Origin of the sequence: Kitasatospora sp. NBC_01560 (assembly GCF_045208415.1) — a bacterium.
Lineage (GTDB): Bacteria > Actinomycetota > Actinomycetes > Streptomycetales > Streptomycetaceae > Kitasatospora.
In genome coordinates this window covers 6812342-6827296 of the sequence record NZ_CP109364.1, presented here as the reverse complement: position 1 = coordinate 6827296, position 14955 = coordinate 6812342, and the positions used below count along the sequence as shown (strand labels likewise).

General features: G+C 72.5%; 10 protein-coding genes. 9 read left to right on the top strand and 1 reads right to left on the bottom strand.

Translation table 11 applies throughout. The features are described 5' to 3' along the window. Window positions 1–54: 54 nt before the first annotated feature. Complete coding sequence (locus OH807_RS29570) at window positions 55–2748, bottom strand: MXAN_6230/SCO0854 family RING domain-containing protein (RefSeq protein ID WP_406204810.1); 2694 nt, start codon at window positions 2746–2748, stop codon at window positions 55–57. Between the two features lie 527 nt (window positions 2749–3275). Here OH807_RS29570 and OH807_RS29565 point away from each other — a divergent pair. The 9 genes from OH807_RS29565 (at window position 3276) to OH807_RS29525 (ending at window position 14940) form a co-directional block, all read left to right on the top strand. Beyond that, the gene (locus OH807_RS29565; RefSeq protein ID WP_406204807.1) at window positions 3276–5051 is read left to right on the top strand and encodes a 3-hydroxyacyl-CoA dehydrogenase family protein; all 1776 of its coding nucleotides are present in this window, start codon (window positions 3276–3278) and stop codon (window positions 5049–5051) included. Window positions 5052–5233: 182 nt separating this feature from the next. Then, a complete protein-coding gene (locus OH807_RS29560) occupies window positions 5234–6148 on the top strand; it encodes a TetR family transcriptional regulator (RefSeq protein ID WP_406204804.1) in 915 nt (304 codons plus the stop codon). A 387-nt stretch (window positions 6149–6535) separates the two neighbouring features. Then, window positions 6536–7873, top strand: coding sequence for a crotonyl-CoA carboxylase/reductase (gene ccrA, locus OH807_RS29555; RefSeq protein ID WP_406204801.1), 1338 nt, complete (start codon window positions 6536–6538; stop codon window positions 7871–7873). Continuing rightward, a complete protein-coding gene (locus OH807_RS29550) occupies window positions 7873–9909 on the top strand; it encodes a protein meaA (RefSeq protein WP_406204798.1) in 2037 nt (678 codons plus the stop codon). The genes ccrA and OH807_RS29550 overlap by 1 nt, the downstream gene beginning before the upstream one ends. A gap of 25 nt (window positions 9910–9934) precedes the next feature. Beyond that, window positions 9935–10897 (top strand): HpcH/HpaI aldolase/citrate lyase family protein, encoded by a 963-nt coding sequence (locus OH807_RS29545; RefSeq protein WP_406204795.1) that lies wholly within the window; start codon window positions 9935–9937, stop codon window positions 10895–10897. Between the two features lie 19 nt (window positions 10898–10916). Continuing rightward, window positions 10917–11420 carry a MaoC family dehydratase gene (locus OH807_RS29540; RefSeq protein WP_406204792.1) on the top strand — a complete coding sequence of 168 codons (504 nt, stop codon included), beginning with the start codon at window positions 10917–10919 and terminating at the stop codon, window positions 11418–11420. Window positions 11421–11669: 249 nt separating this feature from the next. Then, window positions 11670–12872, top strand: coding sequence for an acyl-CoA dehydrogenase family protein (locus OH807_RS29535; protein WP_406204789.1), 1203 nt, complete (start codon window positions 11670–11672; stop codon window positions 12870–12872). Between the two features lie 510 nt (window positions 12873–13382). After that, on the top strand, window positions 13383–14075 hold the full coding sequence (locus tag OH807_RS29530) for a phosphatidylserine decarboxylase (protein ID WP_406204787.1): 693 nt from the start codon (window positions 13383–13385) through the stop codon (window positions 14073–14075). Then, window positions 14062–14940 (top strand): CDP-alcohol phosphatidyltransferase family protein, encoded by an 879-nt coding sequence (locus tag OH807_RS29525; protein ID WP_406204785.1) that lies wholly within the window; start codon window positions 14062–14064, stop codon window positions 14938–14940. The genes OH807_RS29530 and OH807_RS29525 overlap by 14 nt, the downstream gene beginning before the upstream one ends. The last annotated feature ends 15 nt before the right edge of the window (window positions 14941–14955 follow it).

The window sequence follows — 14955 nt, the reverse complement described above, 5'->3', positions numbered from 1 at the left end:
CGGGGGCGCGGAACTCCCCTATCGGGTGGTCCGGACGGACGCTCGTCCGCCCGTTCACTCGTTCGGCTGGAACAGCGCGACCAGGTCACCCGCGGTGAGCCGCTCCAGGGTGTCCGGCGCCGCGTCCAGCGGGCCCGGGTAGAGCCGGTAGAGCGCCCCGCGGGCGCCCGCCGGGGCCGGTACGTCGGCCTCCACCAGGGCGGCGAACGCCCGTGCTCCGGCGAGCCGTCCGGCCAGCGCGTGGGCGGTGTCGGCGGCCGCGGCGGACCGGGTGTCGTCGGGGTCGAGCCCCGTGCGCAGCCGCTCGGCGAAGGCCGCCACCGGCTCGTCCGCGGCCCGGCGGTAGTGGTCGAGCGCGCCGCCGCCGCGGGCGCGGACCAGCACCTCGTCGGTCCGGGCGGCCGCGGTGGCGCAGGCGAGGTCCCAGAGGGTGGCGCGGGAGCCCTCGGCGAAGTGCGCGACCACGTCGCCGGCGAGGGTGCCGATCCGGTCCCGGTACCGCCAGACGTTGTGGAAGCCGCCGGAGGCGCTGGTGTTGAGGTCGGTCCAGGTGTAGGTGCGGCACGCCAGGTCGACGATCATCGGCACGCTGACCTTGGCGTCGCCGGCCAGGTCGAGGCGCTGCCGGACGGCCGCCGGGTGGAAGTGCGCCTTGCGGTGGCCGGCCGCCGTGGCCGTGTCGAGCTCCATGAACCCGGCGAAGGCGTCGTCCAGCTCCTCGAACGGGATGTCGTTGTAGGCGAAGACGACGACCACCGCGTACCGGGCGCCCCCGGCGGCCAGCGCGGCGAGGTCGAGGTCGACGAACTCGGTGGCGCCGTCCGGCGGCGGGGCCGAGGTGAAGTCGCCGGAGTGCACGGCCGCGCGCGGGCCGTGCACCAGGTGGGTGTAGTCGCAGAGGCCGGTGAAGCGCCAGCGCTCGTCGTAGAGCGCGACCGAGAGGTCGAGGTCGACCCGCTGGTGGCGCTGCTGCACCCAGTGCAGGAAGAGCCGGACGCGGCCGCCGTCCGGCAGCCGCTGGACGCTGCCGCGCGGCACGGCGACCAGGGACTTGGCGGCGGCCCGCTCGGCGAACGGGACCACCAGGTCGGCCAGGCCCGCGTCCAGGACGGCGAGGTCGAAGCGCTCGTGCTGCCCTGCGCGGCGCAGCAGTTCGGCCTCGATCAGCGCGCAGACGGGTGCGCTGAGCGCGGCCGGCACCTCGGTGCCCCAGTCGTCGCGGGCGTGCGCCAGGGAGACCCGCCCGCGCGGGAAGTAGAGCCGACGCTCACCGATCTCGCGCGGCGCGCGCAGCCGCCCGTACGCGCCGAGCAGCGGGCCGGGCGCGACCTTGCGCAGGGCCGCGGGGAGCGCCTGCACCAGTGCGGCGGGCAGCGGCCCGCCGGGGTGCCAGGACGTGTGCACCCGGAGCAGGTGGTGCAGCCGGCGGACGAGCTCGCCCGGGCGGCGGGCCAGCAGCCGGGTGGCGGCGGGCACGTCGCCGGTCGCCAGGGCCAGTTCGACCTCGGCGGCGAAGGTGGTGACGGCCAGCCGGGTGTGGCCGGCCGGCGTCGTGTTGACCCGCAGCGGCGCGGGCGCCTCGCGCAGCCGCGGGCCGAGGCCGTGCAGGTCGAGGTCGCTCTGCCGCAGCACGGCGAACGCGGCCGCGGCGTAGGGGAAGCGCTCGCGGTGCTCGTAGGGGTGGAGCAGCTCGCCGGCGCGCAGCCAGGCCTGGCGGTGCCGGCCGAGGTCCTCGGCGAGGGTGCCGACCGGGAACGCGTCGAGGACGGCCAGCAGCTCGCGGCGGAGCGGGCGGGGCAGGTTGCGCAGCCGCAGGCCCTTGGCGGTGGCGGGCAGCAGGTCGGGCTCGGCGCCGGACCACGCCCAGAGCAGCCGCAGCACGTCGGTGGCGGTGGTGAGGTGGGCGGCGAGCAGCGGGCCGACGGCCTCCCGGTCGCGGCGGAGCAGGGCCGCCAGCACGGTGGCGCGGCTCTCCCGGACGGGGATGTCGGCGGGCAGCCAGCCGGCCGGGTCGGCGGGGGCGTGCCGGAGCAGCACGGCGAGGTCCTCGCGGTCCTGCGGGTTCAGCGGGGTGCGGCGGGCCAGCAGCTGGCCGAGCTCGGCGGCGGCGACCGCGGCCGGGCCGGTGCCGTCGGCGAGGCGCAGCGGGCGCAGCACGGCGTCGGGGCCGTGCTCGCGGGCGGCGTTGCGGACGGCCTTGGCGTCCAGCGGGAGGTGTCGTTCGTCGTCGAGCGGGGTGTCGCAGAACGGGCAGTGCCGCAGGGTCGCGCCGCCCAGCTCGTCGTAGCAGTCGCCGCAGAGCAGGTGGGCGCAGGGGGCGAGGGCGCCGACGCCGGCGTCGGCGGCGGCCCGCTCGCACCAGCCGCACGGCTGGTGCCGGCTCAGCAGGAACGCCCGGATGTGCGCGGAGTAGAGGCTGTGCGCGTGCCGCGGCACGCCGTCGGGGAAGGTGCGGAAGAGCGGCCGGTGCTTGCGGTCCGCGCCGGTCAGCCGGTCGAGCCGGCGCAGCAGCGCCTGCCCGGTGGTGGCGAGCAGCGCCGGGCCGAGCCGCCCGAGGGCGGCCCGCAGCGGCCCGGTCAGCAGGTACCCGCGGACGACGAGGTCGGCCTCCAGGACGGGCAGCCCCTCGGCGCTGCGCGGATCCGGCTCCCCGTGGCCGGCGCCCCCGGGGACGAGGACGGAGCCGTGCCGCCGCAGCAGCAGGTCGTCGAGGCCGGTGTCGGGCGTGGTGGTGTGCGGCTTCTTCACTGGTGGTCCCCCGGAGATACGACGAAGCGGGGGCGGAGAGTGGGCGCACTCGGTTCATTTGCAGTGAAGGGAGAAGGAAGCACGCCGCGGAGCCGCCCCCGCGCCGCTCACCCTAGCGTCCGGAGCGCAGCCGGTCCGAACGAATTTCCGCCGGCCGCACCCGACCCCTTCCTACTCGCGAGTAGCTTCGCTACAGTGGCCGCACGCATCACCGCCGGGCTTCGGGAGCCGCACCGGCGGGGTCGTCCGCCGGCGCGCGTATCGCGCGCAGCGGCCGGCGTTCGGCGATGCGTCTTCACCGGCCGGTGCCGCGGATCGCGGCGGGCCGGACTCTCTCCTCGTATCAGAGTCGCTTCCTTCACCTCTAGCGCCTGAGTACCACGGCACACCCGCAGCACGGCCGGAGCGGACCGGCGGCTGCGTGGTGGCCGCAACCGTCATCTCCCCAGCCCCCGCGCGCGGACCCTCCTCCGCCGGCGCGTCCGTCGGAGCGCGCGCGGGCCCTTCATGACAAGGAGTCAGGACAGATGGAGCGTCCCTTCCCCACAGTCGCCGTCGTCGGCCTCGGCACGATGGGTGCCGGCGTCGCCGTGGCCGTCGCCAGGAGCGGCCGCCGGGTGATCGGCATCGAGGCCAACGAGGACTCCGCCGCCCGGGCCCTGGCCCGGATCGAGGAGGCGACCGCGCACGCGGTGGCCCGGGAGCGGCTCACCGCCGGGGAGCGCACCGCGCTGCTCGCGCAGATCACGGTCGGCCACGCCCTGGAGGCCGCCGCCGGCGCCGACCTGGTCATCGAGGAGGTGCCCGAGCAGCTGGAGCTGAAGCGGGAGATCTTCGCCGAGCTGGACCGGATCTGCCCGGCCGCGACGGTGCTGGCCACCGGCACCACCGCACTGTCGGTCACCAGGATCGCCGCCGCCACCGCCCGCCCGGAGCGGGTGCTCGGCCTGCACTTCTTCAACCCGGTGCACACCATGAAGCTGGTCGAGGTGGTCCGCACCGTGCTGACCACCCCGCAGGTGGCCGAGGAGGCCGCGGCGTTCGCCCGGGACCTCGGCAAGGAGCCGGTGGCGGCCGGCGACCGGGCCGGCTTCGTGGTGAACGGGCTGCTCTTCGCGTACCTGAACCAGGCCGCCGCGATGTACGAGTCCCGCTACGCCACCCGGGAGGACATCGACGCCGCGATGCGGCTCGGCTGCGGTCTGCCGATGGGCCCGCTGGCACTGCTCGACCTGATCGGCATCGACACCGCCCGGACCGTCCTGGAGGCCATGTACGAGCAGTCCCGGGACCGCCTGCACGCGCCCGCGCCGATCCTCGGCCAGCTGGTGTCGGCCGGGCTGCTCGGCCGCAAGTCCGGCCGCGGCTTCTACACCTACGAGGCGCCCGGCTCGTCCCGGGCCGTCGACGCCGCCACCGGCCCGGCGCGGCCGGGCACGGCGGGCCGCGAGGTGCGCAGCATCGGCGTCTGCGGCTCGGGCACGATGGCCACCGGCATCGTCGAGGTGTTCGCCAAGGCCGGGTACCAGGTGCTGCTGGCCGCCCGCAGCCTGGAGAAGGCCGAGAAGGCCAAGGCCCAGCTGGCGAAGTCCCTGGACCGCTCGGTGAGCCGGGGCCGGCTGGCCGCGGAGCAGCGGGACGCCGCGCTGGCACTGGTCACGCCGGTCGGGCAGTACGCCGAGCTGGCCGGGGTCGACCTGGTGGTCGAGGCGGTCGCCGAGGACCTGGAGGTCAAGCGCGAGCTGTTCGCCACCCTGGACAAGATCGTCAAGCCGGGCGCGGTGCTCGCGACCACCACCTCCTCGCTGCCGGTGATCAGCTGCGCCTCGGCCACCTCGCGGCCGCAGGACGTGATCGGCATGCACTTCTTCAACCCGGCGCCGGCCATGAAGCTGGTCGAGGTGGTCTCCACGGTGCTCACCGCGCCGGACGTCACCGCGACCGTGCTGGAGCTGTGCGCCAAGGTGCGCAAGCACCCGGTGGAGTGCGGCGACCGGGCCGGGTTCATCGTGAACGCGCTGCTCTTCCCGTACCTGAACGACGCGGTGCGGATGCTGCAGGAGCACTACGCGACGGTGGACGACATCGACACCGCGATGAAGCTGGGCTGCGGGTACCCGATGGGCCCGTTCGAGCTGCTGGACGTGGTCGGCCTGGACGTCTCGCTGACCATCGAGAAGGTGCTGCACCAGGAGTTCCGCGAGCCGGGCCTGGCGGCGGCGCCGCTGCTGGAGCACCTGGTGGCGGCGGGCTGCCTGGGCCGCAAGACCGGCCGCGGGTTCCGCGACCACGCGCGCCGGTGACCGCGCCCTCGGCGGGCGGCCCGCCCCCCGGCGGCGCCCTGCCGTTCGGGGCCGCGCGGACGGCCTGGAGCCCCGGTGCGGTGTCGGCCCGCTGGCCCAGACCCGCGGTGACCGGCCCGGTCGCGCCGGTGCGCCGGGGAAGGCCGGCGGCCCCGGCCCCCGGGACGTGTAGCGTTCCGGGCATGGATCGGGTTCAGTCAGCCTCCCCGCAGCACGCCGTCGCCACGCGCGGCGCCGACCGGCCGGCTCCGTCCGGCGCCGCCGCCGACCCCGGCCCCGGCAGCCGCCGGGCGGCCGCGCAGCGCCAGCAGATGCGCCAGGACCTGGCCACCGCGGCGATGGAGCTGTTCGCCTCGCAGGGCTACGAGGAGACCACGGTCGACCAGATCGCCGCGGCCGCCGGCGTGGCCCGGCGGACCTTCTTCCGGTACTTCCGGTCGAAGGAGGAGGCGATCTTCCCGGACCACGACGACACCCTCGTCCGGGTGGCCGACCTGCTGGCCAGCGCCGAGCCCGAGGAGCACCCGCTGGACGTGGTCTGCCGGGGCATCAAGGAGGTGCTGCGGATGTACGCCTCCACCCCGGCCGTCTCGGTCGCGCGGTACCAGCTGATCCGTCAGGTACCGGCGCTGCGCGAGCGGGAGATCGCCGTGGTGGCCCGGTACGAGCGGCTGTTCACCCGGTACCTGCTGGGGCGGTTCGACACCGCCGACGAGATCCCGTCCGGCTGGCAGCGCGGCGGCGAGGACGACTCGATGCTCGCCGAGGTGTCGGCGGCGGCGGTCGTCGCGGCCCACAACCACGTCCTGCGGCGCTGGCTGCGGGCCGGCGGCCGGGGGGACGTCGAGGCGCAGCTGGACCACTCCTTCGAGGTCATCCGGCGGACCTTCTGGGCCTCCTCCGAGCCCGGCGCCCGGCGGCGTGGGTCCCTGGTGGCACCCGGTGCCAGTGTGACGGGCCCGGAGGAGGCGGCCGCCAGCGCACTGAGTGCCAGCCCCGGGGGTGAGGTACTCATCACAGTGGCCCGGACCGACGCGCCGCTGGACGTGGTGGTGGACAGCATCCGGGCCGCACTGGCCGGCGCCCGGGAGGCCTGACCGGGAGCGTTTCCGCAGGTCACAGCAGTTTCGCAGGAATCTGGGGGCCCGTACCGGAGTGCCGGTGCGGGCCCTTTCCGCGCCCGCGCGCAGCCGCCCGGGCGCGACGCCGGTTCCCCCGAATTGATGACACCCGGTGTCTTTACGAGTGGCACAGGGTGCCATTACCTTGTTACTCACCAGTCGCGGCGCCGCGGCTCCCCACCTCGGCGCGCCGTCGGCCGGCGTTCCCACACCCCGGGAGCTGTGCCCCGCACACCACGGGCCGCCAGCCAGGCCCACCCGCTCCACCACCACCCAAAACCAACCCAGCGAAGCCGGTGTCCGCTCCCGGCTCCCCCAGACGCCCTGTGCCCCCTCAACACAGGTACGCCTTCGGAGGCAGCCATGCAGGAAATCCTCGACGCGATCCTCAGCAACGACGCCACGTCGGAGGACTACGCCGCCGTCAAGCTCCCCGAGTCCTACCGGGCGGTCACGCTCCACAAGGACGAGGAGCAGATGTTCGCGGGCCTCGACAGCCGCGACAAGGACCCGCGAAAGTCCCTTCACCTCGACGAGGTGGCCCTGCCCGAGCTGGGCCCCGGGGAGGCCCTGGTCGCCGTCATGGCGAGCTCCGTCAACTACAACACCGTGTGGAGCTCGATCTTCGAGCCGGTCTCCACCTTCGGCTTCCTGGAGCGCTACGGCCGGCTCTCGCCGCTGACCAAGCGCCACGACCTGCCGTACCACATCCTCGGCTCCGACCTCGCGGGCGTGGTGCTGCGCACCGGCGCCGGGGTCAACGCCTGGAAGCCGGGCGACGAGGTCGTCGCGCACTGCCTCTCGGTCGAGCTGGAGTCCCCGGACGGCCACAACGACACGATGATGGACCCGGAGCAGCGGATCTGGGGCTTCGAGACCAACTTCGGCGGCCTGGCCCAGCTCGCGCTGGTGAAGACCAACCAGCTGCTGCCCAAGCCGAAGCACCTCACCTGGGAGGAGGCCGCCTCCCCGGGCCTGGTCAACTCCACCGCCTACCGCCAGCTGGTCTCGCAGAACGGCGCGGGCATGAAGCAGGGCGACAACGTGCTGATCTGGGGCGCCAGCGGCGGCCTCGGCTCGTACGCCACCCAGTACGCGCTGGCCGGCGGCGCCACCCCGATCTGCGTGGTCTCCAACGACGCCAAGGCCGAGATCTGCCGCGCCATGGGCGCCGAGGCGATCATCGACCGCTCCGCCGAGGGCTACCGGTTCTGGAAGGACGAGCACAACCAGGACCCGCGCGAGTGGAAGCGCCTGGGCGCGAAGATCCGCGAGTTCACCGGCGGCGAGGACGTGGACATCGTCTTCGAGCACCCGGGCCGCGAGACCTTCGGTGCCTCGGTGTACGTCACCCGCAAGGGCGGCACCATCGTCACCTGCGCCTCCACCTCCGGCTTCATGCACCAGTACGACAACCGCTACCTGTGGATGTCGCTCAAGCGCATCGTCGGCTCGCACTTCGCCAACTACCGCGAGGCGTTCGAGGCCAACCGCCTGGTCGCCAAGGGCAGGATCCACCCGACCCTGTCGAAGGTCTACTCCCTGGAGGAGACCGGCCAGGCCGCCCTCGACGTGCACCACAACAAGCACCAGGGCAAGGTCGGCGTGCTCTGCCTGGCCCCGTCCGAGGGCCTGGGCGTGCGCAACCCGGAGCTCCGCGCCGACCACATCGACGCCATCAACCGCTTCCGGAACATCTGATGGCGGATCGTGAGGGTGTCCAGCGCGACCGCCCCTGGCTGATGCGGACCTACGCGGGCCACTCGACCGCGAGCGACTCCAACGCGCTCTACCGGAAGAACCTCGCCAAGGGCCAGACCGGCCTCTCCGTCGCCTTCGACCTGCCCACCCAGACCGGTTACGACTCCGACCACGTCCTCGCCCGCGGCGAGGTCGGCCGGGTCGGCGTGCCGGTGGGCCACGTCGGCGACATGCGCACCCTGTTCGACGGCATCCCGCTCGAACAGACCAACACCTCGATGACGATCAACGCCACCGCGATGTGGCTGCTGGCGCTCTACCAGGTGGTCGCCGAGGAGCAGGGCGCGGACGTCGCGAAGCTCACCGGCACCACCCAGAACGACATCGTCAAGGAGTACCTGTCGCGCGGGACGCACGTCTTCCCGCCCGGGCCGTCGGTGCGCCTGATCACCGACATGATCGCCTACACGGTCGGCAACATCCCCAAGTGGAACCCGATCAACATCTGCAGCTACCACCTCCAGGAGGCCGGGGCCACCCCGGTCCAGGAGATCGCCTACGCGATGTGCACCGCCATCTCGGTGCTCGACGCCGTCCGCGACTCCGGCCAGGTGCCGGCCGAGCGGATGGGCGAGGTGGTCGCCCGGATCTCCTTCTTCGTCAACGCCGGCGTGCGCTTCGTCGAGGAGATGTGCAAGATGCGCGCCTTCGCCCAGCTCTGGGAGAAGGTCACGCTGGAGCGCTACGGCATCCAGGACCCCAAGCAGCGCCGGTTCCGCTACGGCGTCCAGGTCAACTCGCTGGGCCTGACCGAGGCGCAGCCGGAGAACAACGTCCAGCGGATCGTGCTGGAGATGCTCGCCGTCACGCTGTCCAAGGACGCCCGCGCCCGGGCCGTCCAGCTGCCGGCCTGGAACGAGGCGCTCGGCCTGCCCCGCCCGTGGGACCAGCAGTGGTCGCTGCGGATCCAGCAGGTGCTCGCCTACGAGTCCGACCTGCTGGAGTACGGGGACATCTTCAACGGCTCCGAGGTCATCGAGGCGAAGACCGCCGCGCTGCTGGCCGGTGCCGAGGCCGAGATCGCCAAGGTGCTGGAGATGGGCGGGGTGATCCCCGCCGTCGAGTCCGGCTACCTGAAGTCCAACCTGGTCTCCTCGCACGCCGCGCGCCGGGCCCGGATCGAGTCCGGCGAGGACAAGATCGTCGGGGTCAACTGCTTCGACACCACCGAGGAGAGCCCGCTCACGGCCGACCTCGACACCGCGATCATGGTGGTCGACCCGGCCTCCGAGCAGTCGGTGCTCGCCGAGCTGGAGAAGTGGCGCGGCCGCCGCGACGAGGCCGCCGCGCAGCAGGCCCTCGCCGAGCTCAAGACCGTCGCGCTCACCGAGGCCAACCTGATGCCCGCCACGCTGGCCTGCGCCCGTGCCGGGGTCACCACCGGCGAGTGGTCCTTCGCGCTGCGCGAGGTCTTCGGCGAGTACCGTGCGCCCACCGGCGTCGGCGGCGCCCCGGTCGCGGTGGCGGCCGAGCCCGGCGGCGAGCTGGCCGCCGTCCGCGAGGCGGTCACCGCGACCGCCGCCGAGCTGGGCACCGGCAAGCTGCGCCTGCTGGTCGGCAAGCCCGGCCTGGACGGGCACTCCAACGGCGCCGAGCAGATCGCCGTCCGGGCCCGGGACGCCGGGTTCGAGGTGGTCTACCAGGGCATCCGGCTGACGCCCGAGCAGATCGTCTCCGCCGCCGTCGCGGAGGACGTGCACTGCGTGGGTCTGTCGATCCTCTCCGGGGCCCACCCCGAGCTGGTCCCCGACGTCCTGCACCGGCTGCGCCGGGCCGGGGTGGAGGATGTGCCAGTGATCGTGGGTGGCATCATCCCGGCAGCGGACGGCGAGGCTCTCAAGGCCGCCGGCGTGGCTGCCGTGTTCACCCCGAAGGACTTCGGCATCACGACCATCATCGGCCGGATCGTGGACGAGATCCGGCTGGCCAACAGGCTCCAGCCCTGGACGCCCGCCCCCGCCGCGTCCAGCAGCTGACCCCGGAAGGAACCGACCACCCCTCATGAGCAACGTCAACCGCCTGCGCCCCCGCCGCTCCTGCCTCGCCGTGCCGGGCTCCAACCCGCGCTTCCTGGAGAAGGCCCAGGGCCTGCCCGCCGACCAGGTCTTCCTCGACCTGGAGGACGCCTGCGCGCCCCTGGTGAAGGAGAGCGCCCGGCACAACATCGTGGACGCGCTGAACAACGGCGACTGGGGCAAGAAGACCAAGGTCGTCCGGGTCAACGACTGGACGACCCACTGGACCTACCGCGACGTGATCACCGTCGTCGAGGGCGCCGGCCCGAACCTCGACTGCATCATGCTGCCGAAGGTCCAGGACGCCGGGCAGGTGAAGGCGCTCGACCTGCTGCTCACCCAGATCGAGAAGACCATGGGCTTCGAGGTCGGCAAGATCGGCATCGAGGCGCAGATCGAGAACGCCAAGGGCCTGATCAACGTCGACGCGATCGCCGAGGCCTCGCCGCGCCTGGAGACCATCATCTTCGGCCCGGCCGACTTCATGGCCTCGATCAACATGAAGTCCCTGGTGGTCGGCGAGCAGCCGGCCGGCTACCCGGCCGACGCGTACCACTACATCCTGATGCGCATCCTGATGGCCGCCCGCGCCAACGACCTGCAGGCGATCGACGGCCCCTACCTGCAGATCCGCAACCAGGAGGGCTACCGCGAGGTGGCCGGCCGCGCCGCCGCGCTCGGCTTCGACGGCAAGTGGGTGCTCCACCCGGACCAGGTCTCCGCCGCGAACGAGATCTTCTCGCCCTCGCAGGAGGACTACGACCACGCCGAGCTGATCCTCGACGCCTACGACTGGTGCACCTCCGAGGCGGGCGGCGCCAAGGGCTCCGCCATGCTCGGCGACGAGATGATCGACGAGGCCAGCCGCAAGATGGCCCTGGTCATCGCCGGCAAGGGCCGCGCCGCCGGCTTCCCGCGCACCTCCAAGTTCGAGCCCCCGCAGGCCTGAGACCCCAAGGACCACTGAGATGCAGTTCGGACGCACCTACGAGGAGTTCGAGGTCGGCGCGGTCTACAAGCACTGGCCCGGCAAGACGGTCACCGAGTACGACGACCACCTCTTCTGTCTGCTCACCATGAACCACCACCCGCTCCACATGGACACCAACTACGCGGAGAAGACGACCGACTTCGGCCGGAACGTCGTGGTGGGCAACTACATCTACTCGCTGCTGCTCGGCATGTCCGTCCCGGACGTCTCCGGCAAGGCGATCGCCAACCTGGAGATCGAGTCGCTGCGGCACATCGCGCCGACCTTCCACGGCGACACGATCTACGGCGAGACCGTCGTCCTCGACAAGTGGCCGTCCAAGTCCAAGGACGACCGCGGCATCGTGTACGTGGAGACCAAGGGCTACAAGCAGGACGGCACGGTCGTCTGCATCTTCCGCCGCAAGGTGATGGTGCCGACCGAGACGTACATCAAGGAGCGCGGCGGCGAGCAGCCCGGCCGCCCCACCCCCCTCTCCTGAGCCCGGGAGAACCCGCAGCGCCACGCTGCACCCGCAGTACCCGCACCACCCACCGACCAGGGAGCGCCCGGTAGCCCGGAGCTCCTGGACCCCGGACGGGGAGGCCGCCGTCATCGGCCGACCCCCACCCGGAACGGGGGCCCTGCTGCCGCAGCCACGCCGGCAGGGCCTCCGTAAATCCCCCCCCCCCCGCGCGTTTTGTTCTCCCCCACCCTCTCTCTTCCTTCTCTTCGCCACAGGAGCCGCACGATGGGACGCCTCGCACAGACCGACGGCCTGACCGAGATCCAGCGGGACATCCTCGCCACCGTGCGGGATTTCGTCGACAAGGAGATCATTCCGGTCGCGACCGAGCTGGAGCACAAGGACGAGTACCCGACCGCCATCGTCGAGGGCATGAAGCAGCTCGGGCTCTTCGGGCTGACCATCCCCGAGGAGTACGGCGGCCTCGGCGAGTCGCTGCTCACCTACGCCCTGGTGGTCGAGGAGATCGCCCGCGGCTGGATGTCCGTCTCCGGCATCGTCAACACCCACTTCATCGTGGCGCACATGATCAACGCGCACGGCACCCAGGAGCAGAAGGACTACTTCCTGCCGAAGATGGCGGCCGGCGAGATCCGCGGCGCCTTCTCGATGTCCGAGCCCGGCCTCGGCTCCGACGTTTCGGCCATCTCCACCAAGGGCGTCCGGGACGGCGACTCCTACGTCCTCAACGGCCAGAAGATGTGGCTCACCAACGGCGGCACGTCCACCCTGGTCGCGGTGCTCTGCAAGACCGACGAGGGCGGCAACACCCCGTACAAGAACATGACCACCTTCCTGATCGAGAAGACGGCCGGCTTCGGGCCGAACCCGACCGTCCCGGGCCTCACCGTCCCCGGCAAGATCGAGAAGATGGGCTACAAGGGCGTCGACACCACCGAGCTGGTGCTCCAGGACGTCCGAATCCCGGCCGACCGGGTCCTCGGCGGCGCCCCCGGCAAGGGCTTCTACCAGATGATGGACGGCGTCGAGGTCGGCCGGGTCAACGTGGCCGCGCGCGGCTGCGGCGTCGCCCGCCGCGCGTTCGAGCTGGGCATCTCCTACGCCCAGCAGCGTTCGACCTTCGGCAAGAAGATCGCCGAGCACCAGGCGATCCAGTTCAAGCTCGCCGAGATGGCCACCAAGGTCGAGGCCGCCCACCAGATGATGGTGATGGCCGCCCGCAAGAAGGACAGCGGCGAGCGCAACGACCTGGAAGCCGGCATGGCCAAGTACCTCGCCTCGGAGTACTGCAAGGAGGTCGTCGAGGACGCCTTCCGGATCCACGGCGGCTACGGCTTCTCCAAGGAGTACGAGATCGAGCGCCTCTACCGGGAGGCCCCGATGCTGCTGATCGGTGAAGGTACTGCGGAGATCCAGAAGATGATCGTCGGACGCCGGCTGCTGGAGGAGTACCGCATCGCGGAGTGACCGGCGCGGCCCGGCCCCCGCGCGGCGACGCGCCACGGGCCGGGCGAACGGCCCGCTGACGGCCGGACGACGGGCGTGCGGGCCCGTCCCGGCATCCCCGCCGTGCCACCACGACCCCGGCCTGGTCCGCCTGGGGTCCGGCACGGCCCACGGAGCGGCCGCAGGGCGTACAGCTGCTGCTACGCGCCTTGCGGCCGCTCCGTCGCACCCTCGAACGCCCGCCCCGGCCGGCGGACGGCGCCACGCCGTGCCCGGTTCCACCGGCATGCCTGTTGAGACAAGTCTCACCAGCTCCGCCGAGACCCTTGGGAACCGGAACGAGTCGAGCTACGGTCGTATACCAAGGAGGCGCATCGGCGCCCCGCGCAGGACACATGAACGTGCAGGCGGGTTGCCCACCCACCGTGTGCTCCCGATAGCATCCACCGGGACAGCAGCCGTCCCTTTATTACTCGATCCCCGCGGTGGCCCCCGTCCAGCGGCCATGATCCCCCGCGACAAAGGTCTTCGATGCCCATCAGCCCGTCCCCTCACACCTCCGTCACGGACCGCGATGCCCTCGCACCCACGACGGCCGGTCGGCGACCCCGCGTGACCATCGCGCGCGGAGCCACCCCCTGGTTCGTCCCCACCCTCGCCACGGCCGCCGTGACTACCGCCCTCACCCGGCGCAGCGGCAAGTGGGCCCTGGCGGCGGTACCCGCCTGTGCGCTCAGCGCGGGCATGCTGTGGTTCTTCCGCGACCCCGAGCGTGAGATCGGCACGGGCAGAGTGATCTCCCCCGCCGACGGCGTGGTGCAGAGCATCGACGCCTGGCCGGACGGCCGCACCCGGGTGGCGATCTTCATGAGCCCGCTCAACGTCCACGTCAACCGCGCGCCGCTGCCCGGCACCGTGACGTCCGTCGAGCACGTCGCGGGCGGTTTCGTGCCCGCGTTCAACAAGGACAGCGACCAGAACGAGCGGGTCGTCTGGCACTTCGACACCGAACTCGGTGACATCGAGATGGTGCAGATCGCGGGGGCCGTGGCCCGCCGGATCGTGCCGTACGTGGACGCCGGTACCAAGGTCGAGCAGGGCGACCGGATCGGTCTGATCCGGTTCGGGTCCCGGGTCGACACCTACCTGCCGGCCGGCGTCGAGGTCGGCGTCGAGGTCGGCCAGAAGACCACAGCCGGGGTGACACGCCTTGACCGTGACTGATCCTGAGACGATCGTCGGCCTGGACGACGAGGAGACGGCCCTGCGCCGCCGCCGCTGGGCGCGCGACCGCGAGCTCCGCGCTCCGCGTTCGCCGCAGCACCTCTCCACCGCCGACTTCCTGACCCTGGGGAACGCCGTCTGCGGCTTCCTGGCGATCTACTCGATCACCACCGGGGTCCTGGTCCCGCACATCACCAACCCGGGCGCCGCCCCGGACAAGCACAGCGCCGCCACCGCGGTGACGCTGCTGCTGATCGGCTCGATGTGCGACCTGTTCGACGGGCTGGTGGCGCGCAAGCTGCGCTCCTCCGCCCTCGGCGCCGAACTCGACAACCTGGCCGACCTGATCAGCTTCGGCATCGCACCGGCCTACTTCGTCGCGGTCTGGGGCATGGTCTCGCCGGGCTCCAACAGCCGGCTCTCGGCGCTGATCGCGCTGACCGTGCTGCTCGCGGTGGTCCTGCGGCTGGCCCGCTTCTCCACCGTGAAGATGCGGCCCGGGGTGTTCCAGGGCATGCCCTGCCCGATGGGCGCGATGACGGTGATCGCCATCGTGCTGCTCGACCCGCCGTTCCTGCCCGGTCTGCTCGCCATCTTCGGCGTGGCGTACCTGATGGTCAGCCGGATCGAGTACCCCAAGCCGCAGGGGCTGCTGGCCACCGCCACGCTCTGCTGGATCGTGGTCTCGATCGGCTGCCTGGCGGCCTGGGCGACCGGTCTGCCGCGCGGTGACGAGCTGCTGCACATCGGCGCCTTCGCCCAGATCGCGCTGGCCGCGATGGCCCCGCTGCTGGTCATCCGGCGCAAGGTCGGCCAGAAGGTCGGCGATGTACGGGCCCGCCGCGCCGAGTCGCGGATCGGCTGACCCGGCACCGCACAC

What these genes read in the sequence shown, in the direction of transcription:
- OH807_RS29565 (WP_406204807.1), top strand. Translation starts at nt 3,276, where the DNA reads ATGGAGCGTCCCTTCCCCACAGTCGCCGTCGTCGGCCTCGGCACGATG.
- OH807_RS29560 (WP_406204804.1), top strand. Translation starts at nt 5,234, where the DNA reads ATGGATCGGGTTCAGTCAGCCTCCCCGCAGCACGCCGTCGCCACGCGC.
- ccrA (WP_406204801.1), top strand. Translation starts at nt 6,536, where the DNA reads ATGCAGGAAATCCTCGACGCGATCCTCAGCAACGACGCCACGTCGGAG.
- OH807_RS29550 (WP_406204798.1), top strand. Translation starts at nt 7,873, where the DNA reads ATGGCGGATCGTGAGGGTGTCCAGCGCGACCGCCCCTGGCTGATGCGG.
- OH807_RS29545 (WP_406204795.1), top strand. Translation starts at nt 9,935, where the DNA reads ATGAGCAACGTCAACCGCCTGCGCCCCCGCCGCTCCTGCCTCGCCGTG.
- OH807_RS29540 (WP_406204792.1), top strand. Translation starts at nt 10,917, where the DNA reads ATGCAGTTCGGACGCACCTACGAGGAGTTCGAGGTCGGCGCGGTCTAC.
- OH807_RS29535 (WP_406204789.1), top strand. Translation starts at nt 11,670, where the DNA reads ATGGGACGCCTCGCACAGACCGACGGCCTGACCGAGATCCAGCGGGAC.
- OH807_RS29530 (WP_406204787.1), top strand. Translation starts at nt 13,383, where the DNA reads ATGCCCATCAGCCCGTCCCCTCACACCTCCGTCACGGACCGCGATGCC.